Raw genomic sequence first — 25,616 nt, forward strand, 5'->3', positions numbered from 1 at the left:
GTTTCTTCATGAATACCTTCTGAACGTTGAAGACTGTCTGCTTTCTTATTATCGATAGTACCTCCACCACGTCCGTCTACCCCTTCAAAACTAGCTTCAATACTTTTTAAAGCCTGTTCATCTGATGCTTGAAGTTGGCCTGTTTTATCTTGTTCCTGAACGCTTGTAGGTTGCTTATTGTTTACTAATTGTTGTTCCTCTGCAAATGATGCCAATGGTGAAGATAATACCGTTAAGCCTGCTGTTAATGCTACTACTTTTTTGTTAAATTTAATATTCATTTATAATTTGGTATATCTCACTATTTTAATAGATATACCTTCCTCCTTGTACTTCTTTTAGTGTGAATAATAGTTTAAATAATGGTAGTTTGAATCCCCAAAATAACGACTTGATTTTTCATTTCATATAATTAACTGAAATCTATAGGTCCGCCTAGATATGTCAATATTTCAGGGTTATAACACAACACTAGGGTTCCCCCATAACTAAGACCAATGAAAAGAGAATCCAACACAGATCTCTCTTCATAATTGTTTAAATTGATATTGGGGAGTGTTTCAAACAAATATCGAAGAGAATGATAAGGACTTAAATTGTTCTCTTTTGCAGTTTCAACCACACTATACATGATGGCACTCCCTCTAGTACCTTCGTAAAAATATAGTTTAAATAACATAAATAACCTTTAATATACAAAACTATAACATTTACTTTATATCCCGTTTGATTTCTATGAAATTCAAAAACCTTTCAAAAATCCTGATTACAAATAAAAAGGGACTTCAAAACACAGAAGCCATTTTTTGTGTTGGTTTGGAATAAAGCTTGATCAAAACTCAGGGGTTTTACCGTGACAGCTTTATCTAATGACGCAAAACGGTGCAACTTTTTTTGCAAACAGTTAAATTTTATTCAAAATAGTACGACCTTATTTCACAGCAAAAACCATGTCATGTATCTTAGTACTTTGGAACTTCTAATATACTCTTTTTCTTCCCATCATATACTATAGCTGTTTTTGCTTTTATATTCTCATTGTCATATGTGAAATCTTGGTTTGAGAAATTCACAATCACTTTCATGTCATTTCCAAATGTCGTACTTTGAACTTGCCGATCTTCAGACAATACTTCAAAATTAGTCATTGGTTTTGTTACGGCTTTCTCATGAAATGGAGACCATACTTTCAAATAAGAGGTAATGATGGATTTACTTTTCTCCCATTCATTTTTATCAATATGATATAAAGGTGGTACATTATACAACATTTCAGATAACATTCTATTTCCTATCTCATCCTTAATTCTAAAACTTCCCCATGACCATTGGTGAGTCGTAATAATTGAATCATTATATACAAGTTTATATAACGGAATTGAATATACAGGATTATTATAAATATTTTTATAAATAGGCTTAATAGGTATGGTTTTTCCATTCAGTTCTGGAATAGCACCATCTGGTGAAGTGGATTTATATCCGCCTACATAATATGGGTTCTTTTTATCTCTCATATCAGAGTCGGGCCAAATCCCAGGCGTTTCTATTCCATGCGCAAAGGCAATTATATTACTAGCAAAGTCATTCCCACCTTCTGATCCGACTACCATATGTTTTTCTTCGCTAATATATTTCATTCTTTGCAGTCTTGCTTTTACATCTTGCTCCTGAGTAGTAATGTGATTTGGAGAATAATCATCATAAATTTCACCTGTAGCATCACAATCGACAAACCAAGAATTAAACGGTATATTATTTTGTAAAATATCACCTACACGTTCTTGCACACTAGGTAAGGATAAAGTTGGATTTAACTTTCTTCCTTTTCCTAAGAATCCTCCTACTTTTTCTCCTTTTTCATTCGATATTGTAGCGTTTTCATATAAAGTTTTATCTTTAAACGAAGCTGTATTCCACTCTCTACTTCCCACTTCATGAATCGAGTGGTATGAATCATAAGGACCGATTAAATACCCCATTCTATTTGCTTCTTCTACCATTTTGGGATTCATTAATCCATTAGCCCAATTAGGTAAACCTATCCATGCTTTTTTAACATTCGATTTCTTCATATCAACTAAAACATCTGTTGTTTCTTTCTGTTCCCATCTACTTACTTCATCCACTGCCTCTGTTAACTTACTCTTAATTAATCCTTTGTTCAGTGTATATAATTCTTGTTCACTTAAGTTTTGGATTCCTTTTTTCAACAATTCATCCATTCCAGTATCTGGATTACTGAAAATATCTTTATTATAAAGTTGTTCTAATATTAATACCTGATTTATCGCATTAACTATTACTTTTTGCTGGCTTTTATCGATAGCTTTTTGATTCTTTATATCTTGCATAACAGTTTCAAAATCTTTTGAGCCATCTTCCGTATTTTCTTGTAACAACTGTGCCATCCAATTTGTAAATGGCTCATCCATTTTTTGTGTGAATTTATCCCACTTGATATTTTCTACTGAAATCCCACTGTGGTCCCAAAAATAAATATGAGGAGCACCATATAATTTTTTAATGTTCGGATTTGTTTTTGCTTTTTCTTCTAGTGTCTTAAATTCTCCCTGTTCTTTTATATAATTTTTATAAATATTTGCCATCGAGACAGGGTTTTTATCAGTTAGATACAATCTGAATCCATATTCTTTATTCTTATTAATAGAAGGATATTGATGTGTAAAACTAAACTGTATATCGGAATCAGCAGTGAAATGAATATTATCGTTATACATTTTTTCAGCTATATACATAATGGAATAATTAGATTTATTCAATGCAAAGAATCTCATAGAAAAACTTTCTATGAATGACATCTCTTGATCTTTTAAATATTCTTTCCAGTTTGGATCATTGCTAGGTATATTTTTTCCTTCCCATAATGGTAACGTATAGCTGTCCGCACTTACTTTAGGCCATGTAAATTCATTAGCTCCTTCAGACTTAGTAGATTTTAACTTAATATTTAAATAAGACTCTTTCTTTTCAATCTTCACATCTATTTGGTCATCTGGATAACTCCATGATATACAATCATCTTTTTTTATTAGATTTGTTATTTTTTTCTTCGATAGTGGTAAGGAAGCACTTTCTCTTACACCATCTTTTTCCACAAAAATTTCACCCGTTTCAGGATTCACATCAAAAGTGAAATTTTTGTATTGAGAAACCACGCTTTGTCCCTTTGTTGTAAAATCCTTTTGTTGCGCATAACTCAGGGATGGTAATGTAAGACACATTGAACTCATCAAAATTGGAATGACTAGCTTGTTCATTTTTTTATTCATACTTATAAACCTCCTTTTTTGTATTTCTATCCTACAAATACATTGTGACAGGAATGTGACAAAATGGTGAGTGGCTCAAAAAAAACGAATTCTTGCCGTGCCCCTATTTGAAATTGTCACATTTCTGTAACAACAGTGATTTATTTTATAATAGGAAACTATCATGGAAAGAAGGGGAATTTATGAAAAAATCATACCGATAGTCGCATTAATAGGCATGATGAGCTTAGGGATACAAGAAATGAATGTGAAAGCTGAGACATACAAAAGTGCAGGTTCCAAAATGGATTTTTGGAATTCTAAAAGAGGTACCGCCAGCATTTCGGAAAAAATCCACGCTAAGCAAGCCACGATAAAAAGAGCCAATTTTACCCTATCAAGAGTAAAGTTAGCTCTTTTATTAATCCACGTATTTTACCTAGAAATTTTATCTGTTCTGTCGCCTAATATTTCAATAAATTCGCTGTACTCCTATTCATATAATATCTTTTATTGTAAATCTTCGAACTCCCACAAAAGTAAATATGGTTCTGGTGCAAATACTTAGGAAAGATATAAAGAGGCGAAAAGTTTCCTAGTGGAATCTAGTCTTAAGCAACAATTCCAAATAGTTGATGGATGAACTTCACTTGATTTTGGACAGACTTGTCCAGTAAAATAAGTTGCCCTTTTTTTACCATATGCATAGCTTCTATTCCAGAAATAATGGATGTAGCTGTGCGGAAGGATTTCAATCCTAACATCGAACGAACTCGCTTTTTAATAAATCGATGATCTTGTTCCACTATATTATTGAGATATTTAGCTTGCCTTAGTTGCATGCCTTCAGGCATATGTTTCTCTTCTTTCAACTCCTGAATCGCTACAGGATAAGCAGGGTTCTTATCTACTGTTATCACGCGAGGTTTAGAAACATACGAAAAAGCCAAGGCTTTCTTGAAAAAGCGCTTGGCTGCTTGTTTATCTCTTGATTTACTTAGATAAAAATCAATTGTATTGCCCTCTGAATCAACCGCACGATATAAGTACATCCATTGACCTTTTACTTTAATATAGGTTTCATCGGCTCTCCACGAGTCATTTGTTGATTTAAGATGATGTCGTACTTTCTCTTCTAATTGAGGTCCATATTGATGAACCCAGCGCATAATTGTTGTGTGAGCAATTGATAATCCTCTTTCCTCCATCATTTCCACCAGGTTACGGAAGCTCAAATTGTACCGTAGGTACCACCTTACTGTTAATAAGATGAGTTCAGGCTGATAATGCTTCCATTTAAATAAATTTTCTTTTTCCATACTGATCACGCACCTTTTTTAGAGTCATACTATCAGTATGTCCAAGTTTAGGAGATTACTTGCAAGAGTCTTGCGATTTTTGCACCAGAACCTCAAAGACTCTTAAAACTTCTTGAAGCAAATAGAAAAAAGCATAAACCTACTCCTTCACCATTTTCAAAAATGTATCCAACGGCATAACTACCAACCACGGTTTTCTATCCGCTTTTATCGCTAGTGCATCTGGCTGTTCACGCTCATCCTCCAACCAGTTATATAACGTCTTGAATCCTTCTTTCCTCGCTTTTACATCCCATTCAAGACCTAAAACCCTTCACATCATTTGAATACCCGTCCATTGCACCAGAAAGCGGTACACGAGCACCACCTATCAAACTAGCAAATTCCCTCTCCCGTCTCATTCCTTTATCTCTTTGACTTTTCCCCATTTATTAATCTCCATTTCTTTAAAAGGTTTATTTTATTAAAATCTTCATAAGCCATAACTTCGAATTCTTAGATCCAAATGAACCTCTAGACGAATACACCATATGCTAATTTAAATACTTTCTAGGAAAGCAGGTGAATACTATGCCAACAGTTGTAGCAAACCTTGTCGTACAAAATAGTGCTGGTTCTTTCAACTTAGGCGATTTTTATAACGTTTCTCCAAAAGAGAATACAAAATCTTATAATGGTTCAGGGGCATCAAATGTTGGTTTTGTTGTCAATACTTTTAGCGGTGTTAGTGCAACAAACACATTTGATGCTGATGTTGCAGACCAAAATCAAGTTGGGACAGCTTAAATTTATTCACTTCCTTCTCCCCCCTGAATAAAACTCAATATCCCGTCCATACTATAGATAACCCATCTTTAATGTACTGTAACCATTTAAATCTTCTTCAAGACTGAGCAGTTAGCTTTTGCTAGCTGCTCTTATTCTGTAAGTACATCTTTTTCAATTAGTTCTTCATCCTCCACAAGACCATTACGTACTTTATCAATTGCTTTATCTAAATCAGGTGCCTCCACAAATGCTTCATAAGATTTAGTTTCAGTAAATTCAACGCGATATCTTTTCAAATCCATTCCTCCTGAATAAAATTTAATAATTCGCAAATACTATACACAGGCGATAAGCCAGAACTCATTTAACTGTCCCTGTAGTTCTTCTCTTCTCTGTATTAAGCAGTTAGCTTTTGCTAGCTGCTCTTTTTCTACAATTGGTTACATTTACCTGATGTTTCCAACGTAATATTACGTTAAAATACAAAAGAATAAAATATATTGAGCTGTTATACCATTACCCTAGGAAACTAGGGTTTTTATTTCTACAAAATGAAATTTTTATTTGGTTTTACGCTTCACTTCTTCTATCAACCAAGATACGAGATTAAAATCATTTGCTTCAACTCTTAATGATGTTCCGTTCAAAAAGCATTCCTTCATCTCCTCAAGTAATTCTTCAGCAGCTTCAATTCGTTCCATCTTCACCCTCCTTTCTGCCGTTGCGATAGGTAAGATTTTGAGGTTATCTCCATCTTTTCCCCCGCTTAACACTGTACGTGCGACTTTCATCGCATACAGCGTCCCATCTTATCCTTTTATACTAAAGCAACCAGATTACAAACTTAGTGTTGTACTCACCAATGTATTCATTCCCTTTTCTTACGAAAAGTCACATCATCTTACTCGATCCTGTGAGTTACATCCAGTTGATTTAGTTTTCAAAGAACAAGACTAGGGACTATCCCTCCACATTCGTTACATGCTTCGTCGGTACTATGTCCCCACCTTCACAAGAATAAGGTAATTTCGGTTCGTTAGAACCTTATATACACCTGTCTGTTAGTAGACGTTAGTGACAGTTTCTTGCTTACCACGTTCCGATTGACTTAGCTATACATATATCCTTAGGTGCTTGCTGTGAGCCTGCTATCTTTACATCCTCATCGTTAGATGTTCCGAATTTCATACTATTTACTCTTACTTTTCGGTAGATAACGTCGTCATTGACGACATACACATTTCTGATATATTAAACGTTTAGACCCGTACATTCGCAAGTTTGCCAGTCCATTTGGACATTCTCACCATAGATATTTTGTAGCATCCCGACCTATCCATTACCATATGATTTCTCACTTAAGTTTTGTTCAGCCGACTTCACCTAGCTTCATACAATTTGTGACTACTATCACGCCTTGCATGTAGGAGTATCAGATAAGTAGTTTCAGCTCAACCTGACGGCTTTCATTCCTACTTTCAGTCAATCAGTTGTTGTTATCAAATTGATAACCCTCCTATTTCGTGTTTGCACACTTATGAGGAAACGTATCGCGCAAATAGCGTTTTTGTTAAAAAATCACTTTGATTCACTTCCCTCATGCATGGTATAATCTGTATAATTCATTTTTCGAGAAAGGATAACGAAATGAGAGAATACTTCGGTTTCATTTCAATGTTTTTAACTGGATTCTTATTTTTCAATCTGTATTTTGCCGGTCCTTTTTTAATTTTGATACCTATCTCAATTGTTTTAGCTATTTTTGCTCCGAAAGGTACAGCTAAAACGTTTGCTTTTGTTGGTTTAATAATTTTTAGCATTTTCTTCGCTTGCATATACATCTTCATTTATTTTATTTAGTGCCTAGCTGAAACTCATCTCAGACAATCCCTTTCTCTAAAATAAGGATTTTGTATTATTTTTTTAGTAGCTCTGAATTTTCATAAATATTACCTAGCACCTCTGCGGTAAAAGGTAACGTATCCCGAAACGGAAAATAATTTTTCAAATGATTACGTGGACTACTTATCAACTTTTCTTTCCATTGGTAGTCATGAAAAACGACCTCAGTAATAATGTCTTTTTCTTTTAAAATATCGCCCTCATAAACTTCCTTTCCGTTCTTATCTTTTAATCCTGTGTATTGCATTAATTCACATTCATCACCTAATGCTCGACCAATACCGCCTGAACCTTCTTCAGGCAAATCGTCCCTCCATGCCATAGGACGCCATTTATCCCATTTACCGAAATTTTCACCTTGCGTTATTTCAATTTCAGTAGGAGTGAACATAAATTGTTTTTCTTTATCCCACGCACGAAACTTAATCTCTCTCATTCTCTTTCCCTCCAAAATAACTATTTTGTACTAATTGACTCCCAATCAATTATTTCTAATATATTCAACAATCGTTCTACTTTTGGTGATCTCCAAGCTGTCATTGCGTATGTGTGAACTTGTTTAGTGTAATGATGCCCATTGTCCTCAATATGTTTTTTAGCATCTTCTTTTGTTAGGAACATCGTATCTTGAACAATAAAGGATACTTCCTCTTCGTAAATCAAATAGCAATCATCATCGATATTCTCTTTAATCCACTCAACAAGACCTTCTTCTGATTCGTATTCGCGCATTTCTTTTAATTCTTCGATCCGTTCTTCTGTCAATTCATGTTCTAGTTGACCACTAATAATGTCTTCAATATACTCTTCAACAATTACAGCTTTGCAATCATCCATAAAGAATAAAGATATTCTGTCATGATGCCCTTCTGCTGTTACAACCCATTTATAATCCATTAAAGTCCAAAAGCGTGGCGCTGCTTGGCAATCAATTTCCTGTGTTTTTAATTCCTGCTGCAGTTCCTTTAAAAATTGAATATCCTTGTTCATTTCCCGTTCCCCTTTACGAATAATCTTTTTTGTATTGCACATACTACCTGCAAGCCGATCTCTCCCCGGCTTCACTCTTTCAAAACGGAAAGCGCTCCTCCGTGCCGTGCAAGAACGTAGCAGGTAACTTAATCGGTTGCCTGCTGTTTCTGCGTAAAATTGTAAAGATTCTTGTACAGTTGCGATAGGTATGACTTTGAAGTTATCTCCATCTTTTCCCCCGCTTAACACTGTACGTGCGACTTTCATCGCATACAGCGCCCCATCTTATTCTTCTATACTAAAGCAACTAGATTACAAACAATGTTGTACTCACCAACGTATTAATTCCCCTTTCTTACGAAAGGTCACATCATCTTACTCGATCCTGTGAGTTACATCTAATTGATTTAGTTTTCAAAGAACAAGACTAGGGACTATCCCTCCACATTTATTACATGCTTCTTCGGTACTATGTCCCCACCTTCACAAGAATGAAGCAATTTCAGTTCGTTAGGACCTTATGTGCACCTGTCTGCTAGTAGGCGTTGATGACAGTTTCTTGCTTACCACGTTCCAATTGACTTAGCTATACATATATCCTTAGATGCTTGCTTTAAGCCTGTTATCTTTACACCTTCATCGTTAGATGTTCCAAATTTCATATCATTTACTCTTACTTTTCGGTAGATAACGTCGTCATTGACGACATACACATTTCTAATGTATTAAGCGTTTAGACCCGTACATTCGCAAGTTCGCCAGTCCATCTGGACATTCTCACCATAGATATTTTGTAGCATCCCGACCTATCCATCACCATATGATTTTTCACTTAGGTTTTGTTCAGCCGACTTCACCTAGCTTCATACAATTTGTGACTACTATCACGCCTTGCATGTAGGAGTATCAGATAAGTAGTTTCAGCTCAACCTGACGGCTTTCATTCCTACTTTCAGTCAATCAGTTGTTGTTATCAAACTGATAACCCTCCTATTTCGTGTTTGCACACTTATGAGGAAACGTGTCGCACAAATAACGCTTTTGTTATAATTTATGAACATATTTTAGACCTAAAAATCCTACCGAATATTTTTAGGATAAATTTACCGGATTAATTAGCAGAAATTTCGTGTTATTCTGAACGTGTTGAATAACCCAATACATTCAACAATGCTCCTGATTGCATACTTAGTGTGCAATCACCTATACCGATACCTTAGCTAATACGTCCCCCTAATCGTCGTTATTGCTAAGGTATCTTTTTATACGCCCTGTGTGCAGGGCTTTTTTATTTCAGTGATGATGCTCTTTTTCCCATCTCATTATCGATGCTTTTAGTCCAATTTTTTAATAAAATTCAAATTTGATTAATATCCTTTATCCTGCCTATCAAAGTTTTCCGCATTCTTCTCCTTATAAGAATCAATAACTTCCTCATAAGTAAATCCATACAAATAGCAAATACGAAAGAAAATACCAAACGCTCTTCTCAAATGCCCCATTGTTGTAGTTAAATCTCTGTACTGACACCATGCCCTTTTTGCAGTCAACACATCTTGCATGTACCATTCGAACAGCATATTTACATTGCTCGTATCTTTTCTCATAATTGATTGCATACTGAACGATGGAATAAGTTCATGTCTCCATGTACATTTATCTAATTCAATTACAATGTTCATGAAAAAATGGAGACCATCAATTAACTCTTCTAATAGTCCATTCTTAGGAACTCCAAATCCTGTGCTCCACATCTTAAACGCTCGAGTTTCATTCCATGCTTCACTGATCTCCACCAGTAATGCACGAAATAACATATCCATTTTGTCATTTCCTTTATATCCAATTCGTTTATCCAGTTCTTTTTGCATTTCAAATAGTCACGTAATATCAAAGTTTTGTTTCTTCTCTTCAGATGTAATTGTGTGTAACTGAATCATTATAAGTTCACTCCAAGTTTGTATTTTAATAAGAATATAGTCACACCGATTAAAAGCCAGCTGACTAAAATAATTGCCATTTCCTTTTTAAAGCTCACTCTTCTCCCTCCAACATTTCCACTAACTCCTCAAACGAGCATTCGAACAAATCTCGAAGCCCGTCCTTGGATTTATAAATACCTCTATCAATCAGTTGATCTATGATGTGTTGATGCAAAATTACCCCACCATGTCCTCGACACAAAATTGTAGTTCCATACTTTTTGTAGGAAAGTAATTTACTGGAGCATCTTTCTCATTAATTGTTACACAGCCTAAAACACCCTCAAATTTATTATCTTCAGTCTGAACAGAAACGAATGTAAAGAATGGAAATGCACACGGTATAGCTGTCTATGGTACTTCTTCTCATGCACAAAATAATTTAAATCATATTGTCTAAGATAATAACGAAGTAGCAAATTTGAAATTAGGACTAAGTGAAGCAATTGCTGTGAATGGTAATGTAGATTCTTTTGAAGTTACCAATAACAAAGTACATGATAACAACATTGGAATTGTTCGTAACAATATTGGCCATCACAATTCATCCATCAATAATCCTAGTTATAATGAATATTCAGCTGATGGTATTTACGTGGATGGTGGGAAAGACATTATCATTGAGCAAAATCAAAGCTATGAAAACGACCTCGGTATTGAAGTAGCTAGCGAACATGCAGGAAAAGGAGCAAGTCAAATTACTGTTAGAGGAAATACAATATCCAACAATATAATGAGCGGCATTGCAATTGGTGGATATGACAGCCAGCAAGGATATGCTGAAAATAACACAATTACGAACAATACTATTTATAAAAATGACACAATAGATCAAGAGAGTGGCCAAATCGAATTAAATTAAGATATCCGGAACAATGTAATTACTAATTACCACATTTATGCAAGTAATAGCCGTATTTTTATTAGCAATAATTTTAATAAAAACACTGGGAACAAACTTGATTACAATCATTACTATGGTGAATTCGATCAAAATAATGGCTTATGGCAATGGAAAAGAAAAACGTATAAAGAATTTTCATCTTATCAAGCAAGTATGAATTAAGAAGGAAATGAGCAACATAGTGAATTTAGCAAATTCTCCCCTTCATTCAAACTAATTCCAAAATAAAACAAATCTACTAAAACTTCTCTATTTCCGCCCAGTATCTCTCCCCTATAAGACAGAAATTAAATATAAGCCAAAATCAAATGAGTAATTATGTAACTGGCAAGTCTTATCCTCCAGTAGACAAAGCATTTGAGTTAGCAAAAATATTCGATTGTAGAGTCGATGATTTATACGAGGTACAAGAAAAAGACCCTGCTGATTAATTACTAGCAGGGTTTAGCACGTATTGAGGTAACGGATGTCCCTCAATAGAATCCATATACATTTCAGCCAATCTCAATCCATCGATTAACTGTACATTCAGTTCTTCAGCATAGTGCTTTGCATTTTTTGAAAAACCACCTGTTGATACTACATAACCGCCTTTTGCCCTTTTTTTCGCGATGTTACTATGCACCAGAGCAATTGCTTTATAGGACATGTCGCTACACAAACACTTCACCTGACCAAGATATAATTCACCGTTTACCGTATGTTCAAAGTCTACACCATAGTCACCTGTAGCTACCGTTACTAATGCAGAACCACCATAATACTTTTCAATTACATCAGCAACAAATGCTTCAAATTCCAACGGTGTTTGACGTATAAATACTGATGAGCCCTTTTCATTTTCTAATGGCTTCATAAATCGATAATAAAGCCCCATTGCTAAAGTACGTTTAAACTCTTCATCTTTATTAAAACGCGCGATGAGCTGGTATAAATGATGGTCTTTTCTTCTTTTGTAGACATACCATGAAATGTAAAGTACTCCTGTTATGATTAGAAAAACATATAACATAGACACACCTCCATAGAGATAGTGTTTCTTACAAAAGTTACTTTTATCAATAAAATTTATGTAAAATTTCCTTTCAATATCTGATATACTAAATGCTGAATTTACAGTACATAGGGGGATAAAAATGGCAAAGTCAGCAAATGAGAAAGAAGAGAAAAAACGCCGAGGGTGCGGATGCTTTGGGTGTTTAGGTATTATTATTTTATTAATTATTTTAATAGGTTCTTGTACTAAAGGTTCAGATGATGATAAAACTGAAAAAGCCACTACTGTTACTAAGCAAGAGGAATCCAAAAAATCAGAGGAAGTAAAAGAAGAGGAGAAAAAACAACAAGAAGAGCAAAAGAAACAAGAAACTGAACAAAAAAAACAGCAAGAATTTCAGAAGCAACAAGAAGCTGAACAAAAAAGACAACAAGAACTTCAGAAGCAACGAGAAGAACAGCAAAAACAACAAGAGTTAAAGAAACAACAAGAGCAACAAGATCAAAATAAACAAAAAGAAGCAACTCCTCAGCAAAAAACAAATCAAGCATCAGAACAGAATGGTACATGTAATATTAAAGGTAATAAAAATAGTAAAGGCGAAAAGATTTATCATATGCCTGGTCAACAGTTTTATGATAAAACGAATGCTGAAGAAATGTTTTGTTCAGCAGCTGAAGCACAAGCTGCAGGATATAGAGCATCAAAAAGATAACACTAAAAAAGCCGTCTCTATTTGAGATGGTTTTTTCTATTCACTTCTTCCCTCCTCACTATCTGCACAAACCCCATGTTACTGTCAAATCATGCCTCCCACTCTTCACATAACATGTACTAAAAAGGAGGTACATGCTTAATATCTCAAACTATTATTACGATTGGTCACATAAGTACTACCGGAAGAAGCATAAAAAATACGACTGTGAATGTCAATGTGAGCCTCGCTACCAAACGTATACATCAGGCCCTTTATTCCGTAATGCGGACACGGGCTTCATTCAAGTTTCTGCACTTAATCATACAGACAAACCACAAACTGTAACTATAGCGGTACAGAATTACCAAGATACTTGTGATGGTGATGTATACCCTTCTTATGGATATCTTTGCTGAGAACTAGTTAACGACAGCGGTTCGGACGATGAAGTACGCACCGGTGACGACGGGTGTATCTATTGCGATCCTGAAGGAGTCAATCGGTTTGTTGGACCGGTTACATTTACGATTCCACCTCGGCAGTTGTTTAGCGTAAGGGTGTTTCACCCAATAGACCCACACCTTGCCAGTTGACCCTGTTTACGTAGTTCGGGTGACGACTCCGGGTGACCCTGAACAGCCGGTCTATTCTTTCTATCCTACTGACCTGTATTTCCCAATTATCGTAAACACATCGGGCATTATTTTTGTCGGCGTGATTCAGCAAGGGAATACCGTGCTCGACATTTCACGCGAGTTCCAGGCAATCCATTTAGCCCAGGTGCCCCCCCCCTTTTTAGCCTATAAAAAATAAGAGCTGCCCAATTAAGGACAGCTCTTATTTTACTTCATATATACAAAAGCTTCATTTGCTGTTACATAGTACGTTTTTCCTTTGCTATTGTGAACTTTATATTGTGTTGAACCATCTACACTTACATTCGCATCAATAGTAAACCCAAAAAATGAAGTTCAAATTATTAACCGAAATATAAAAATAGAAGTATCTCTGCTTTAGAGATACTTCTATTTTTTCACTTTCCCCATCAACTTGCGAAAAGATATAGGGCCCCCCTCGAATGGGATATTTTATCAAATTTAACACTCGTACCCTAAAACAGTATTTAACTGTGCTATAATCTTGATAAGGATGTTCCATAGGAGGATGATTACCATTAACATACTTTTAGGTATTATTGGAGCGATTGTTTTACTCGTTTTTGTTGTCCATCCAGGTGTCCCAGACAGACGTGTCCCTCTAAAAAATAAACTTGCAGTAATCCTTCCATTAATCGTTATAGCTGGTTTAATTTCCTTGTATATTTAATTGAAATAAGTAATTATTAAGTAACATTACTACAGATAGAAAAGTATACATTTTTACTTTTCAACCTGTGCGTATTTTGTGTAAACCCTTACCAGAGCCTTTACCACGGCTTTTCATTCTCTTTTTCAGCAGCAAATTCGATGGGTAATTTTTCAATATTTATGAATCCTTTGCATGATGAGTGTTGCTTGAGCTAACCCCACTTTCACTTCGTTTAGAAATGAGAATGGTTCAAAAAGCTAATAATGAGATACATTAAATCTCATTAAAACAAAAAGAGATGTCCTAGTACCATATCTAGGGCATCCCTTCATTTTACTCTTCTTATACATAATTCATCTAAATTTCTAGAACCTATACAACTCCAGCATTAAACAATAATCCAATATATTTTCTACCTAAAACATAGTATTATCATTAGCTGTCTCACTTGGAATCTCTTGAATTACATCCCAATGTTCGACAATCTTACCATCATTTATACGAAATATATCCACTATAGCAACTCCCTTATCTTGAGAATTAGTACGAGAATGTACATGAAGAGCAACTGTATCGCCTTCTACTACTACACGTTTTATCTCTGCAGAGGAATTAGGATTTTTAACAAAATCCTCCTTAAAGAAATCCATGAAGGCTTTTCGTCCATCAGCAACAAAAGGATTATGTTGCTGATAATCTTCACTTACATATTTAGGAATAATATCGATATTATGTTTATTAAAAACCTCATTATAGAAATCTACTACCATTTTTTTATTCTTTTCTTTTTCTGTCACATCATCTTTTGATACTGATGCAACGTTCTCGCTCTTTATTGCGTTACCATTGTTTTTACCTGTGGAAGCTTGAAATATCAAAGTCGACACAATTCCTAAAATAAACACAGAAATAATTATTACTATTAAATTTTTCTCTAATTTCATTTATACCTACCTCTTCTATTCATATAGGTTATATTCCATAACATACTTGAAGAAGGAGAAACCTTCCCCAAAATGTGCTATAAGGGGTAATGTTAGCAAAATTCGTCTATCCTAACACTACTCCTTATACAAGGTATGTTAGAAACGATTAACTCTACCTTAATACCTCATTGACAGTTGCACTGTCCACAATTTGAATAAACTTCTTAACCTTATCGTTCTCATCAAACTCATAAAGATGACAAAAATCTGCTACAAATGATTTCCCTGTTTCCTTATATGTTCCTCTATATTTTCCATACACGATAACAGTATTGTTATTAAATGTATAAATTTCATCTTTTGCACTATAGTTATCCCATTCCGTGCCAAGACGTTCATGTACGTTTTTCACTACTTCATCTGGACCTATATAAGTACCTGCATATAGAAACCCAGCAGCTTCTGTCCAAGATACATTTTCACTTAAATACATTTTGAAAGCATCCAATTTTCCTTCGCCAGTTAACACATACGTTTCATTTGACACTCCCACGGCTAAAGCCGCAAGTCCTACACCTTACGGTGTAACGGATGGGATTCTTGAATGACTAACCGTTCGCAGTTCATTTCTGTTTTGAACAGCCTTCAAGATGAGGGTGTGCCATCACCCCTCCTAAGACAGACCATATAGGTTCTTAGGCTGATTGACTATTACCATCAACCACAGTTGCGTAGCGAATGTTCATCGCCCCAACGATATCACGATGCTTCTCAAATCCGCATGGGCACTTATATTTTCTATCTTGTGCTTTGTTCTTTTCAGAACACTGGGGACATGTTTGACTTGTATAAGAAGGATTCACATATTCAACCTTTATGCCAACTAATTTCGCTTTGTACTCGATGAATTGCGCTTGACGAAAGAATGACCAAGTGTGTAGATTTTTTTCGTTTTTACGGCTTGTTCGTGCCGTCTGTCTAATGTTCGTTAGTTGCTCTAATCGAATGACAGAGATATTATTATTCGTTGCGAAATCAACGATTTCACGACTCACTTTGTGGTCTTGGTCTTGCATCCATCTTTGTTCTTTATCATCAAGTTGCCGAAGGGCATTCAATTTCTTAGCTTCTCCTAACTTCTTACGAATGCTACGAAACTTACGTTTCATATATTTGTTTTGTCTACCGTTTCCGAAGAAACGAACCTTATCATCGTCTGTGATGGCCACCGCAGGAACTTTGACACCTAAGTCCACTCCTAAAATCTTTGTTCCCATTTTTTCGTTTGTAGGGATTGTGACAGATATTTGAGCGATCCATTTAGCAGATTTCTTTGTGATACGAAGTGTGCCTAACGTGTGTTTCAACAATTCAAAATTGCGATTGTATTTGTTGGTTAATAAAGCACGAATCTTTAACCTAGTTGACCTTCCATTTACCATAAAGGGCATTGAAATGTGCGTGAAGTCAAATGAATAGTTTTGGTTATTCCACACGCAAACAGGTCTTTTTAGAATCGGAACAATTCTGTATTTACTCTTTTTCACTTTTGTAGAAAATACACTTTTCGCATCTTTAATCGCTTGATTTTTAACCGCACTTGGAAGGTTGGCTTCAATATCCTTTGTGCTTTTCTTCATGCTTTTCTTCGCTTCAACCATTTCAGATACCAGTGTATTAATGAGTTTAATATACTCAGAACTACTTTGTTCCAATAGCCTATTTTGTTCTTTTGTCGGAAGCAATTTAACTTTAACCGTGATGGTTTGTGTCACAAGTTCCATCCCCTCGTTTTTTGACTTTCAACATAATGTTGTATTGTTTCACTTGATACATTCCCAGCAGTAGAAATAAAATAGGAACGTGTCCACAGACTTGGAAAATGCGCGGGATGAGAAAATTCTTCTCTTAAACGCTTCGACGTCACTCCTTTAATTTTCGCCATAATATCAGCAGGGCTAAGTGTTGGTAGTGTATTTAAGAACAAGTGAACATGGTCTTTGTCAAATTGCATTGCAATAATAACAATATCTAGTTCGTTACATAGCTCTTGAACCAACGCATTGAAACGTTCTTCTACTTTTGCGTTAAGAAAAATCTTTCTTCTGTATCGTGGACAAAACACAAAATGGTAGTTAATTAATGAAACGGTAGTTTTGGTTTTTCTATAATCATTTATCATGCTTACAATGTATCAGTTTGATTGTGAAACTACAACATAAAGGATACCCACACTTTTGGGATACCTAAAGTGCCAAAAACCTTGCGGTTATTTAGTAGCACTTCGTATCTAACCTCACTTTCATCCCATGCCTAAAGGCGATGGGCTTTCTCGTTCGAGAAGGGTTGTAATAGTTTTTGATATTTATTCATTACATTAACCCCATGGCATTTCTTTTGTTACAACTTTTGCACTTAATTCTAATACACCTTTATTTGCATAGCCTGGATATGCTGCTTCAAGTTTCGCTACAAAATCTTTTGAAGTTTTACTTCCTTCAGAAGTTTGAACCGCAGTTCTTAGATAATCTATTGTCGCAGTAAGTGCTTGATTATTTAAGGATTTTTCGATTGATCCATGGCTCGGTACAATTATGTCGGCATTTAATGCTTGTAATACTTTCAAGTTTTCAATCCATGCCTCCATTGCTGCTTTTGAGCTAGTATCCGCTAAGAACACATGTATTTCGTTAAATACATCAATACCACCAATTAATAATTTTAGCTCTTTATTAAATAAGCTAGTTCTGTAATGATCTAAGCCTACTAGTTCAAATGTTAACCCCTGAAAATCAATAGATTTTTCTTTAAACACTTGAGGTAATACCACGTTGCTTGGCGCATTTTCTCCAAGTGCATCTTTCCAAACTTTTAATTTCCCTAAGACAGAATGAACAATATGTTCAACAGTAGACTCTGTAGCATACGCTATAGCTTTTGGATATACTGCTTTAATACTTTCTAATCCAAAGTAGTAATCTGGATCCCCATGAATAACAAAGATTTTATCTAGAGATAAGTTGTTTTTTTCAGATAATTAACAATTTCTTTCGAATCAGATTGAGTGAATTTTGAATTTATTAAAAATGCATGTCCCTCTTTCTCAACTAAGGTTGCAGTGACCATAAAACTTTTTTCGTCCGAACTAAACACTGTCAATTTCACATCTTTTTGATTTGTATCGATTGTTTTAAACATAGAATGTTATTCTCCTTTTGTTAAAGTTATTAAATAGATAACACATTTTTATCTTGTTCCGACAGAAGCTCACTCTTTAAAAACAAATTGAAACTATAACTGTTATAAGAAAGATTTAATTCCATCCACTTCTAGCCTTCTTTAAAAATTAAATGTTATATACCTTAACCTAAAATTCCTTAATATAAATTTTTAAAACGTGCTTCAATTTTATCTGGCGTCATTACTCCACCACCAATAGGGATAATTTGATTATCCTTTTGTAAAAGCAAAGAAGGATAACTATTAACACCAAGCTGTCGAACCTTATTAAAATCATTTTGGACATCTACAATTGTTTCTTGAGCGTTTAAACGTTCAAGTACTTGTTCAGGGTTCAAACCATGCTCAATTGCAATCTTACGATATGTTTCAGGGTCACTCAGACTTTGTCCCTCATAATAAAACGCTGTTTGCATAGCCGAAGTGAATTCTAACAAACGGTTTGGCGCTAATGAGCGTAAAGCTGAAAAGCCAATTGCAGCATCTTTCGAATTCATTTTAAAAGTCCCTTCTTCCACCAATTTTTGATATGAAGGACCAAATTCTGCACCTGTAAGTTGATTAATTCTTTTATTTCCCTCTTCTATATATGAGAAATTTTTTATTGGTAAATCATCTAAAAATAATCCTCCACATAAAACTGTTAACGGCACTTCAGTGTGTTCTTTGTAAAATCCTTTAATACTTTCTGAAAATCCATAGCACCATCCACAATATGCGTCCCATACGTATATAAGATTATCTTGTTTCGTCTTCATTTAAATCTCCTACCTTTATTTTTATTAACCAGTCCAGCTATCACTTAAAATTCTCAGCTAACTTTTTGGTTTATATAAGTACATCTTTTTTATATCTTGTTTTTTTATGAGCTACCTTACTATATTTCCCCAAAACTAACCCTTTCAAAAAAATCAACTAAGATTTTTAACAAAAGATAAGGCTACACATTATTGCCCCAAAGCAGAAAATACTATAGTTTGGAATATGCATTACCTTTAATCTTTTAGTGACTTTCTAGACTGAGCGACAATGTGTGGGCCACCTTCCTTAAATAAATATACTAACCGTATTTTTACATAAAGCAGAATGAATTGTAACTATAATAGTTACAACTAAAACAGAAGTCAATTCTTTTTTAAAATTTAATAACATAAACATAATTATAAGCTCTATCGAAAATAAATAAGTAGACCTTATCTCATTACACTCCTTTCAAATGTACAGAAATTCTATGAGCAATATTTTCTTATTTACACAGTAATCCTCACAAAAATAAAATTACTATATACAAATATAAAAAAGCCTCCTACTTTATAACAGGAAACTTTTTTGCATATTATTAACCTACAGACCCAAAATTCCTACAATTTGACGAGCTTTAGCATTATCAATATAATAATGCACCTCTAATCCTCTTCTTTCTGTACGGAGTACGGTTTTTCTCAATTTTGATAAATGCTGTGAAACAGTGGATTGAGGGAGTCTTAATATTTCCGTTAACTGTGTAACATTGCATTTTTTATGATGCATTAATTCATTTACAATTTGTAATCGTACTGGATGCGCCATAACCTTTAATAAATCTACGTTCTCTTCCGAAATTTCTTTTACATTTCGATCATTTTTTAATGCTATCATTTCACATTCCCCTTTATTATTTATTTCTATTTTCCTATTATCCTTATACATAGTACTTATAGATGAATACCTTTTATCCTGTTGAGAAAATATATTTCTTATCTGCTTTATAGCTTAAACAAGAGATTAACCATGTTAAATTGTTTGATTCATTGAGGAATAGGGTTCAAATTTGGGTTAGCATCACATCGCTAACATACTAAGGTTTTATGCTACCCAAAAACAATGATTTTTACTCTGGGGATCTCAATTTTACTTTTTGGGGATTTATGCTTTTCTTAGCTTGATTGCAGCGTGGGGATTTCCTTATTCAATGTATATGGATACCTATAAAAATACAAAAGCAAAAAAAAGAGAGTCGTTATTTACTCTCTTAAACGCTCTACGACTTTTGGCTATTTTTTTCTTCTATTTATAAATTAAATGTTAGTTTTACAAAACATTCAAAATGTTAAACTTACAAAAGCCATTAATATCATGCGCAAATGCTGATATCAATGGCTTTTGGTATAGATATGTAGTAATCATTCTTTTAAATTATTAAAAGGCATAAGCTCAGTTTTACTTTTTACCAGTATTATGCTCTTACATTTATCTTTCTTGTCCATCTGTTTGATTGGCTTGGAACTCCATTTTTAGCGCAATACTATCCCCTTGGAACACGTTTTGATCTGTTCCGTTGTCTTCAAATATAAACTTTATCCAAAACCAATCCATTTTCCCAGGTTTTAATCCTCCTGTTTCAGTCCACTTAGAATGAAATACTTTTTTGGAGGCAATCTCTGGGCTTTGTGATTTTAGTTCTGCAAGAGTTGTCTCGTATACAGGGCTTTTTGCAGGATCCCAATCCCAAAGAAATTGTACTTTAATATGTTTACCTAAATCTTCTGTAGTGTTATTTTGTTTTAAATCGTTTACAGTATAGTCTATTTTCATCATGATATCTTTAATATCTAATGTACCACTATTTTTTAAATTGAATTTCTTTAATATTTTGTCCCCAGGTTTTAAATTTTCTAAGTTAAGTGAAGTAGTTGGCTGCATAGCTAAATCCAATGTACCTGCAGCAAATGAATTTTTTGTTACCACTTGATCGCTAAAATATGCATATGTTCCCCCACCAATTAAAGATAAACCCAGAGCAGCTGAAACCACTCCAACACCTAATTTCTTTTTCAATGACATTTTTTGTTCCTCCCATATCATTTTTATAATCTTTCTCCCTAATCAACCGAAAAGGTCCCCTTAATATAGATATACCATGAATTGTTAAAAAATTATATTAAAAGCAGTAAATTCCTTATTGAGAAAATTTTGTTATTATCTATCTTCTGTAAATGAAACGTCCCAAAACTAGAAAAATTGGATTTATAATGATCAAAACCTATACCAAAAACGAATTAATATTAACTGCCCTTTATAATTAGAATTATTTATTTCTTCAGGAGTATTCTAACACTTCAAAAGGTACGTATACCTTTTGATCTTTTCTAATAATGTTTTCAAGAAAAGAGTGGCTGTACTTTTGTGCAGCTACTTTTATATGCAATAAATCAGTAAAAGATATTCGAGCTGCAATCAATGCCCCTTTTATACTTTGGCTTCCTCGAATTTAATAGCACTTTATCGCATGCCCTATCAGGGGTACCGCCACATGCCAATCAACTTAAGAATTCAGAATTACCCCAAAACAAAAAAATGAGCTTTTTTGCTACAAGTTAGCACAAAATTTCGTTCTGGGGGTATTTACTTTTCTTAGCTTGATAGCGATGGGGTAGGGCCCTATATTTGACTCTTTTTCTACACCTAGATATTCTAGAGTTCGTTCTAACATAAGTGCAGCCTGTTGACGTGTGAGTGTGCCATATGGCGTAAACTTAGTAGCTGAAACACCTTGGATAATTCCTGTATCGTATAGGGCTTGTACATCATAATACCGGCTGCGAACGTATTTACATCAAGAAGATTAATGGAGCAAATGATGATTGCCCTGATTTGGTATGATAGCTGTTTTTGCAGAGTTTGAGCGTGATATTATTCGTTGAAACTCTCTTCTTAAAGATAATACGTAAATACAAACAAAACCAGCAAAACACCGTTCCTGTGTCGTACTGGTTTTGTTGAAATCCATCTTGAATTGTAGCTAGTTCAACGTAATTGCAAATTCTGAGTTCGGTGCCCCAGCAATTACAACCGTTCCATTCTTCGGCAGTTTTACTTTGTTATTGCCGCTCACGATGGTAAAGTTGACGCATACTCCATTCTCATCATACACCGCGAACGCACCCTTCGATGGCAATGTCACGGTCATCCTTTTTCCTGCTGCCGCTTGCGGGATCGTAAACCATTTAGCATGCCCATTTGCTTGCAGCGTAACTTTGGATGATTGGCCAGCATCAAGTGGTTTTACGTTGGTTCCACTTACGTATAACAACCCGGCCATTTCCATATATTCATTGCCGCCTTCTGTATAGAAATGAGTTTCCGTCGTATCACGTCCATTCATCACGGGGATCTGGAGCTGATGCGTCGCGGTGTTCGGACCTGTAATTTTTCTGCCCTCCCAATAGCCCGCCAGGCCTTCCTTACGAGTAATTTGTGTGGTAATAAGTTTCGGTTGTACGAGATATTCAATAGAACTAAATTTCTCATTCACGAGATAGAACTTGACACCTTCCCGCTTCGCCCATGCGGCAGCGGTTTTCTTCGATAGCACATTGTCTTCTAGTTTCTCGGCTAAATAGTGAGTCATCGCACCTTGCCCTAAGTCTGGTGTCGATTTATATGTGCTCTCCCTCAAATAAGTTCTTCCATTCTTCTCGGTGACAAAGTTGAGCTTAGAAGTACCCTTCTCATTAATAAAGCTTCCATCCGCAGTATATACATATTTTTCTTCTCGATTAGATGGTAATAACAGTTCTCCATTCTTCGTAATTTCAATTTTGAAATGAGTTTCGCTATTGCCATAAAAGCCCGCTTTCTTTGCCACATCTTGAGGCATCTTGACCTTTACCGGCTTGCCAAAAGATTTGTTCGGCTTGATGCTCTTAATTGTACCCTTCTCTTTAAGCACCGCGAGCAGCAATTCAGTTGCCAGCAGTTGATTTGTAGAACTTCGTCCACCGGATGACAACACAGCCGCTGCCATTTTCTGTTCCGGAAGCACGACCAGTATAGCATGTTGCAGTGCCGTGTCGCCGCCCTTAGCCAAGCCTTTTATCCCATATTCACTGAATGGGTATAGTTTCACACTATCCCAGCCAAGACCATAGTTAAAAATATTATCTCCATCCCCCGGCCACATTCCTTTTTTATATTCCTCTTGCTCCATTGCCTTGACTACCTTATCAGAGAGGATCCCTTTTCCCTGTCCCATAAATAATTGTGAGAATCGTACCATATCTTCTGCCGTGGAAGAGACCCCTCCCGTACCAATCACATTCACCGATTCAATTGGAAGCTGCCCTTGGTACGCCGGAAAATAAAGTCCAGCCCGCTTTTCGTTTCTCCATTTGTCCTGCGGCGTTTTTGTATGATTCATCTTTAAGGGTTCTGTAAACCGTTGATGTAGAAATTCGGTAAAGCTCATACCGCTGACTCTTTCCACCAAAATTTCGGCCAGCGTAAAGCCATCGTTGCAGTATACCGAGAACGCGCCAGGGTCTGCTTTCAGGCTCTGGTTGGACAATTGCTGCAACAAGAAATCATGGGAATAGGTATCATTATCGTTAAATAAAAATGCATTACTTAACGTGGAACCTTGCAAACCGGAGGAGTGATTCAACAACATACGCGGGGTAATGCGTTTGTACCGCCCATCTTTCATCTTAAAATCAGGAACATAGTTGACCACAGGAGCATCCAAATCGACTTTTCCTTCGTCGACCAATTTCATTACAGCCGCTGTTGCATACATTTTACTGACTGAACCAATCCCGTATAGAGTATCTTTTGTTAGTGGCTGTTCCCCTTCCATATCGTTCTTTCCAGCCTGCCCCGACAAAGTAAGCTTGCCATTATCAATTAGCGCATACTGCACGCTAGTCGTCCCATGGGACTTCGTGAGTAGCGCAGCCTTCTCTGCTGCAATCTTCTTCAGCTCTTGGCTAGCTACTTCTGTGTTAGATACAACTGTAGTCTTACTGTCAGAAAATGCTTTCGCCCCTGTTGGTAGAATCATAGTTAGCGCTAATGTAGCGGCTAATACACCAGTTAGTTTATTTTTCATGAGGGAATTGCCTCCTTAGATAAGTGATCAATTTCATCATTTATTTGTTTAACTATGAAAATATGATAAAATTTATCCGTTCTTCCTTTTGGCCTACTTGCTAAATTCAGCAAGTAAAATATTTTTAAAAGGATCAGGACTATCAGCATTAAGGCTGTTCAAATTGACAGCTAATGTATGCTTGCCTCCAAGTGTGCCTCCAGCAAAAGTAACAAACCCTGGAATGCTACCTCCGTGTCCCCATATTGAGACACCGTTTGGAAGCTTAGTTTCATAGATTCCAAGACCATATCTGCCAAGTGCAGCTTCTCCTGTTGGAACTGTAGTAAGCATTTGTTTTAGTTGCTGTTCTTTTAGTAATTTACCCCCAAGTAAGTAAGAGAAGAATTTGTTTAAATCATCAGCAGTAGAAATCATATCTCCAGCCGAGCTCCCCATACTTGGGTTATAATAAGTAACATCTTTTGGCTCACTTGCTCCGTCTAGTTGGATATATCCACGGGCATGCTTGGTTCCTGGAATCACGCTTGAATTGCCTGGTAAGAATGTATTCGATAATTCAAGCGGTTCAATAATCCGATTTTCAATCTCTTCCGCATAGCTGTTCCCGGTTACTGTTTCAATAAGGATCCCTAGTAATACGTATCCTGTATTTGAATAAGACCAGCTCTTTCCTGGAGTAAAATCTGGGGGCATCGAAATCCCCATCTTTACTAATTCTTCAGCCCTATATGATTTTTTAGTATCCATAAGATTAAAGCCTTTTGACCTTGTGTATTCAGCGATACCACTTGTGTGGTTCAATAATTGCTGGATAGTAATCTGTTTATCATCATACCCGTTTCCATGAATGACACCAGGCAACCATTTTTCAATAGAGTCGTCTAGATTCAAGCTGTTCTCTTCGGCTAATTGAAGTACAACTGTTGCCGTGAACGTCTTCGTCACGCTACCAATGCGAAAGCGAAAATCTGTTTTCATTGGTTTCTTGCTGCTCAGATTCGCTACCCCAGCGGCATAACTCCATGTTTTTCCACCCTCAGAAGTTTTAGCAAGTACCCCCGGGAATCCAAGTTGCAATGTATCCCGCACTGCTTGCTTGACAGAATTACGATCTCGTTGAGTACTTGATTGTAACGAACTAGATACACTTTGAGTAGGTTCTGCTTTTACAATTAAGGTTGGCGTTGTGTATAACAGGGAACTTCCAGCTATTAAAAGGGCAAGACTTGCAAATGTAATTTGACTATGTGTTTTCATAGGGCATTCCTCTCCTCTATTCATATTGTATAGGTGGTTTCTTGCTATTTCGTATTAACCACACAGCTACCATCTCCACCAATGAAAAAAGGTCAACATTGAATTCTTAATCATCTTCATAATTATTATTTTTACAAACGCCATTCTGTCCTGGGTAAATCCCTCTTTTTCCACATATATGTTAACCACAGAAATTACTTCTT

The 25,616-nt window shown here is 35.6% G+C and carries 24 protein-coding genes and 7 pseudogenes; 7 read left to right on the forward strand and 24 right to left on the reverse strand.

What is annotated here, in order from left to right:
* Both CQ058_RS26865 and CQ058_RS26875 read right to left on the reverse strand, forming a co-directional pair.
* Positions 1–281 (reverse strand): annotated as a pseudogene (locus CQ058_RS26865) (S-layer homology domain-containing protein); the annotation flags it as partial.
* Positions 282–962: 681 nt separating this feature from the next.
* Positions 963–3,293: a glycoside hydrolase gene (locus CQ058_RS26875; protein WP_002187103.1), complete on the reverse strand. Its 2,331-nt coding sequence runs from the start codon at positions 3,291–3,293 to the stop codon at positions 963–965.
* Positions 3,294–3,456: 163 nt separating this feature from the next.
* Here CQ058_RS26875 and CQ058_RS26880 point away from each other — a divergent pair, with 163 nt between their 5' ends.
* Complete coding sequence (locus CQ058_RS26880) at positions 3,457–3,840, forward strand: hypothetical protein (protein WP_002191405.1); 384 nt, start codon at positions 3,457–3,459, stop codon at positions 3,838–3,840.
* 43 nt (positions 3,841–3,883) lie between these two features.
* Here the strand turns inward: CQ058_RS26880 and CQ058_RS26885 are convergent, their stop codons facing one another.
* The gene (locus CQ058_RS26885) at positions 3,884–4,591 is read right to left on the reverse strand and encodes an IS6 family transposase (protein WP_105590067.1); all 708 of its coding nucleotides are present in this window, start codon (positions 4,589–4,591) and stop codon (positions 3,884–3,886) included.
* Positions 4,592–4,730: 139 nt separating this feature from the next.
* Positions 4,731–5,019 (reverse strand): annotated as a pseudogene (locus CQ058_RS26890) (hypothetical protein).
* 142 nt (positions 5,020–5,161) lie between these two features.
* Between CQ058_RS26890 and CQ058_RS26895 the strand changes: the two are divergent.
* Positions 5,162–5,377: a spore germination protein gene (locus tag CQ058_RS26895; protein ID WP_002144261.1), complete on the forward strand. Its 216-nt coding sequence runs from the start codon at positions 5,162–5,164 to the stop codon at positions 5,375–5,377.
* A 131-nt stretch (positions 5,378–5,508) separates the two neighbouring features.
* On the opposite strand, the gene CQ058_RS31925 is transcribed toward CQ058_RS26895, so the two are convergent.
* The 7 genes and pseudogenes from CQ058_RS31925 to CQ058_RS26925 form a co-directional block, all read right to left on the reverse strand.
* Positions 5,509–5,655 (reverse strand): hypothetical protein, encoded by a 147-nt coding sequence (locus tag CQ058_RS31925; protein WP_002191402.1) that lies wholly within the window; start codon positions 5,653–5,655, stop codon positions 5,509–5,511.
* A gap of 264 nt (positions 5,656–5,919) precedes the next feature.
* A complete protein-coding gene (locus CQ058_RS26900; protein ID WP_002191401.1) occupies positions 5,920–6,150 on the reverse strand; it encodes a hypothetical protein in 231 nt (76 codons plus the stop codon).
* A gap of 831 nt (positions 6,151–6,981) precedes the next feature.
* Positions 6,982–7,194, reverse strand: coding sequence for a hypothetical protein (locus tag CQ058_RS26905; RefSeq protein WP_033728268.1), 213 nt, complete (start codon positions 7,192–7,194; stop codon positions 6,982–6,984).
* 80 nt (positions 7,195–7,274) lie between these two features.
* Entirely contained in the window at positions 7,275–7,697 is a 423-nt protein-coding gene (locus CQ058_RS26910; protein ID WP_002191399.1) for a YopX family protein, read from the reverse strand.
* Positions 7,698–7,717: 20 nt separating this feature from the next.
* Complete coding sequence (locus tag CQ058_RS26915; protein WP_033728287.1) at positions 7,718–8,251, reverse strand: hypothetical protein; 534 nt, start codon at positions 8,249–8,251, stop codon at positions 7,718–7,720.
* A 1,349-nt stretch (positions 8,252–9,600) separates the two neighbouring features.
* Positions 9,601–10,173 (reverse strand): annotated as a pseudogene (locus CQ058_RS26920) (dUTP diphosphatase).
* Positions 10,174–10,267: 94 nt separating this feature from the next.
* Positions 10,268–10,417, reverse strand: coding sequence for a Fur-regulated basic protein FbpA (locus CQ058_RS26925; RefSeq protein WP_306472375.1), 150 nt, complete (start codon positions 10,415–10,417; stop codon positions 10,268–10,270).
* A gap of 108 nt (positions 10,418–10,525) precedes the next feature.
* On the opposite strand from CQ058_RS26925, the pseudogene CQ058_RS32445 reads away from it, so the two are divergent.
* Both CQ058_RS32445 and CQ058_RS26935 read left to right on the forward strand, forming a co-directional pair.
* Positions 10,526–11,347: pseudogene (locus tag CQ058_RS32445) on the forward strand (right-handed parallel beta-helix repeat-containing protein); the annotation flags it as partial.
* A 47-nt stretch (positions 11,348–11,394) separates the two neighbouring features.
* Entirely contained in the window at positions 11,395–11,550 is a 156-nt protein-coding gene (locus tag CQ058_RS26935) for a helix-turn-helix transcriptional regulator (protein WP_374954491.1), read from the forward strand.
* Here the strand turns inward: CQ058_RS26935 and CQ058_RS26940 are convergent.
* Complete coding sequence (locus CQ058_RS26940) at positions 11,547–12,131, reverse strand: restriction endonuclease (protein WP_105590068.1); 585 nt, start codon at positions 12,129–12,131, stop codon at positions 11,547–11,549. The two genes, CQ058_RS26935 and CQ058_RS26940, sit on opposite strands and share 4 nt — an antisense overlap.
* Positions 12,132–12,255: 124 nt before the next feature.
* Here CQ058_RS26940 and CQ058_RS26945 point away from each other — a divergent pair, with 124 nt between their 5' ends.
* Both CQ058_RS26945 and CQ058_RS26950 read left to right on the forward strand, forming a co-directional pair.
* Positions 12,256–12,831 carry a sunset domain-containing protein gene (locus CQ058_RS26945; protein ID WP_002191699.1) on the forward strand — a complete coding sequence of 192 codons (576 nt, stop codon included), beginning with the start codon at positions 12,256–12,258 and terminating at the stop codon, positions 12,829–12,831.
* A gap of 134 nt (positions 12,832–12,965) precedes the next feature.
* Positions 12,966–13,229, forward strand: a complete 264-nt coding sequence (locus tag CQ058_RS26950; protein ID WP_002191698.1) for a hypothetical protein — start codon at positions 12,966–12,968, stop codon at positions 13,227–13,229.
* A gap of 426 nt (positions 13,230–13,655) precedes the next feature.
* Here CQ058_RS26950 and CQ058_RS32785 read toward each other — a convergent pair.
* Positions 13,656–13,781 (reverse strand): annotated as a pseudogene (locus CQ058_RS32785) (N-acetylmuramoyl-L-alanine amidase); the annotation flags it as partial.
* A gap of 196 nt (positions 13,782–13,977) precedes the next feature.
* Here CQ058_RS32785 and CQ058_RS31930 point away from each other — a divergent pair.
* Positions 13,978–14,139, forward strand: a complete 162-nt coding sequence (locus tag CQ058_RS31930; protein WP_000628515.1) for a hypothetical protein — start codon at positions 13,978–13,980, stop codon at positions 14,137–14,139.
* A 398-nt stretch (positions 14,140–14,537) separates the two neighbouring features.
* Here CQ058_RS31930 and CQ058_RS26960 read toward each other — a convergent pair whose 3' ends face one another.
* The 11 genes and pseudogenes from CQ058_RS26960 to CQ058_RS27015 form a co-directional block, all read right to left on the reverse strand.
* Positions 14,538–15,065, reverse strand: a complete 528-nt coding sequence (locus tag CQ058_RS26960; RefSeq protein ID WP_002193497.1) for a nuclear transport factor 2 family protein — start codon at positions 15,063–15,065, stop codon at positions 14,538–14,540.
* A gap of 154 nt (positions 15,066–15,219) precedes the next feature.
* Positions 15,220–15,600, reverse strand: a complete 381-nt coding sequence (locus CQ058_RS26965; protein ID WP_002191695.1) for a nuclear transport factor 2 family protein — start codon at positions 15,598–15,600, stop codon at positions 15,220–15,222.
* A gap of 142 nt (positions 15,601–15,742) precedes the next feature.
* Positions 15,743–16,822: an RNA-guided endonuclease InsQ/TnpB family protein gene (locus tag CQ058_RS26970; RefSeq protein WP_105590069.1), complete on the reverse strand. Its 1,080-nt coding sequence runs from the start codon at positions 16,820–16,822 to the stop codon at positions 15,743–15,745.
* Positions 16,819–17,229 carry an IS200/IS605 family transposase gene (gene tnpA, locus CQ058_RS26975; RefSeq protein ID WP_033728286.1) on the reverse strand — a complete coding sequence of 137 codons (411 nt, stop codon included), beginning with the start codon at positions 17,227–17,229 and terminating at the stop codon, positions 16,819–16,821. The genes CQ058_RS26970 and tnpA overlap by 4 nt, the downstream gene beginning before the upstream one ends.
* Before the next feature lie 195 nt (positions 17,230–17,424).
* Positions 17,425–18,245: pseudogene (locus CQ058_RS32450) on the reverse strand (MBL fold metallo-hydrolase).
* Positions 18,246–18,424: 179 nt separating this feature from the next.
* Positions 18,425–19,045 (reverse strand): DsbA family protein, encoded by a 621-nt coding sequence (locus CQ058_RS26990; RefSeq protein WP_002191688.1) that lies wholly within the window; start codon positions 19,043–19,045, stop codon positions 18,425–18,427.
* A 586-nt stretch (positions 19,046–19,631) separates the two neighbouring features.
* Positions 19,632–19,925: an ArsR/SmtB family transcription factor gene (locus tag CQ058_RS26995; protein WP_002144281.1), complete on the reverse strand. Its 294-nt coding sequence runs from the start codon at positions 19,923–19,925 to the stop codon at positions 19,632–19,634.
* A gap of 591 nt (positions 19,926–20,516) precedes the next feature.
* Positions 20,517–21,110 carry a TasA family protein gene (locus tag CQ058_RS27000; RefSeq protein ID WP_002191687.1) on the reverse strand — a complete coding sequence of 198 codons (594 nt, stop codon included), beginning with the start codon at positions 21,108–21,110 and terminating at the stop codon, positions 20,517–20,519.
* 526 nt (positions 21,111–21,636) lie between these two features.
* A pseudogene (locus CQ058_RS32935) lies at positions 21,637–21,846 on the reverse strand (S-layer homology domain-containing protein); the annotation flags it as partial.
* 222 nt (positions 21,847–22,068) lie between these two features.
* Positions 22,069–24,153 (reverse strand): serine hydrolase domain-containing protein, encoded by a 2,085-nt coding sequence (locus CQ058_RS27010; protein WP_002191686.1) that lies wholly within the window; start codon positions 24,151–24,153, stop codon positions 22,069–22,071.
* A gap of 93 nt (positions 24,154–24,246) precedes the next feature.
* Positions 24,247–25,413 carry a serine hydrolase domain-containing protein gene (locus CQ058_RS27015; RefSeq protein ID WP_002191685.1) on the reverse strand — a complete coding sequence of 389 codons (1,167 nt, stop codon included), beginning with the start codon at positions 25,411–25,413 and terminating at the stop codon, positions 24,247–24,249.
* Between the last annotated feature and the right edge of the window lie 203 nt (positions 25,414–25,616).

Source organism: Bacillus sp. MYb56 (assembly GCF_002976445.1).
Lineage (GTDB): Bacteria > Bacillota > Bacilli > Bacillales > Bacillaceae_G > Bacillus_A > Bacillus_A mycoides.

Excerpts from the sequence above, each read along its gene's own strand:
- CQ058_RS26875 (WP_002187103.1), bottom strand. The coding sequence starts at position 3,293 with ATGAATAAAAAAATGAACAAGCTAGTCATTCCAATTTTGATGAGTTCA.
- CQ058_RS26880 (WP_002191405.1), top strand. The coding sequence starts at position 3,457 with ATGGAAAGAAGGGGAATTTATGAAAAAATCATACCGATAGTCGCATTA.
- CQ058_RS26885 (WP_105590067.1), bottom strand. The coding sequence starts at position 4,591 with ATGGAAAAAGAAAATTTATTTAAATGGAAGCATTATCAGCCTGAACTC.
- CQ058_RS26895 (WP_002144261.1), top strand. The coding sequence starts at position 5,162 with ATGCCAACAGTTGTAGCAAACCTTGTCGTACAAAATAGTGCTGGTTCT.
- CQ058_RS26900 (WP_002191401.1), bottom strand. The coding sequence starts at position 6,150 with ATGAAAGTCGCACGTACAGTGTTAAGCGGGGGAAAAGATGGAGATAAC.
- CQ058_RS26905 (WP_033728268.1), bottom strand. The coding sequence starts at position 7,194 with ATGCAAGCGAAGAAAATGCTAAAAATTATTAAACCAACAAAAGCAAAC.
- CQ058_RS26910 (WP_002191399.1), bottom strand. The coding sequence starts at position 7,697 with ATGAGAGAGATTAAGTTTCGTGCGTGGGATAAAGAAAAACAATTTATG.
- CQ058_RS26915 (WP_033728287.1), bottom strand. The coding sequence starts at position 8,251 with ATGAACAAGGATATTCAATTTTTAAAGGAACTGCAGCAGGAATTAAAA.
- CQ058_RS26940 (WP_105590068.1), bottom strand. The coding sequence starts at position 12,131 with ATGTTATATGTTTTTCTAATCATAACAGGAGTACTTTACATTTCATGG.
- CQ058_RS26945 (WP_002191699.1), top strand. The coding sequence starts at position 12,256 with ATGGCAAAGTCAGCAAATGAGAAAGAAGAGAAAAAACGCCGAGGGTGC.
- CQ058_RS26950 (WP_002191698.1), top strand. The coding sequence starts at position 12,966 with ATGCTTAATATCTCAAACTATTATTACGATTGGTCACATAAGTACTAC.
- CQ058_RS31930 (WP_000628515.1), top strand. The coding sequence starts at position 13,978 with ATGATTACCATTAACATACTTTTAGGTATTATTGGAGCGATTGTTTTA.
- CQ058_RS26960 (WP_002193497.1), bottom strand. The coding sequence starts at position 15,065 with ATGAAATTAGAGAAAAATTTAATAGTAATAATTATTTCTGTGTTTATT.
- tnpA (WP_033728286.1), bottom strand. The coding sequence starts at position 17,229 with ATGATAAATGATTATAGAAAAACCAAAACTACCGTTTCATTAATTAAC.
- CQ058_RS26990 (WP_002191688.1), bottom strand. The coding sequence starts at position 19,045 with ATGAAGACGAAACAAGATAATCTTATATACGTATGGGACGCATATTGT.
- CQ058_RS26995 (WP_002144281.1), bottom strand. The coding sequence starts at position 19,925 with ATGATAGCATTAAAAAATGATCGAAATGTAAAAGAAATTTCGGAAGAG.
- CQ058_RS27000 (WP_002191687.1), bottom strand. The coding sequence starts at position 21,110 with ATGTCATTGAAAAAGAAATTAGGTGTTGGAGTGGTTTCAGCTGCTCTG.
- CQ058_RS27010 (WP_002191686.1), bottom strand. The coding sequence starts at position 24,153 with ATGAAAAATAAACTAACTGGTGTATTAGCCGCTACATTAGCGCTAACT.
- CQ058_RS27015 (WP_002191685.1), bottom strand. The coding sequence starts at position 25,413 with ATGAAAACACATAGTCAAATTACATTTGCAAGTCTTGCCCTTTTAATA.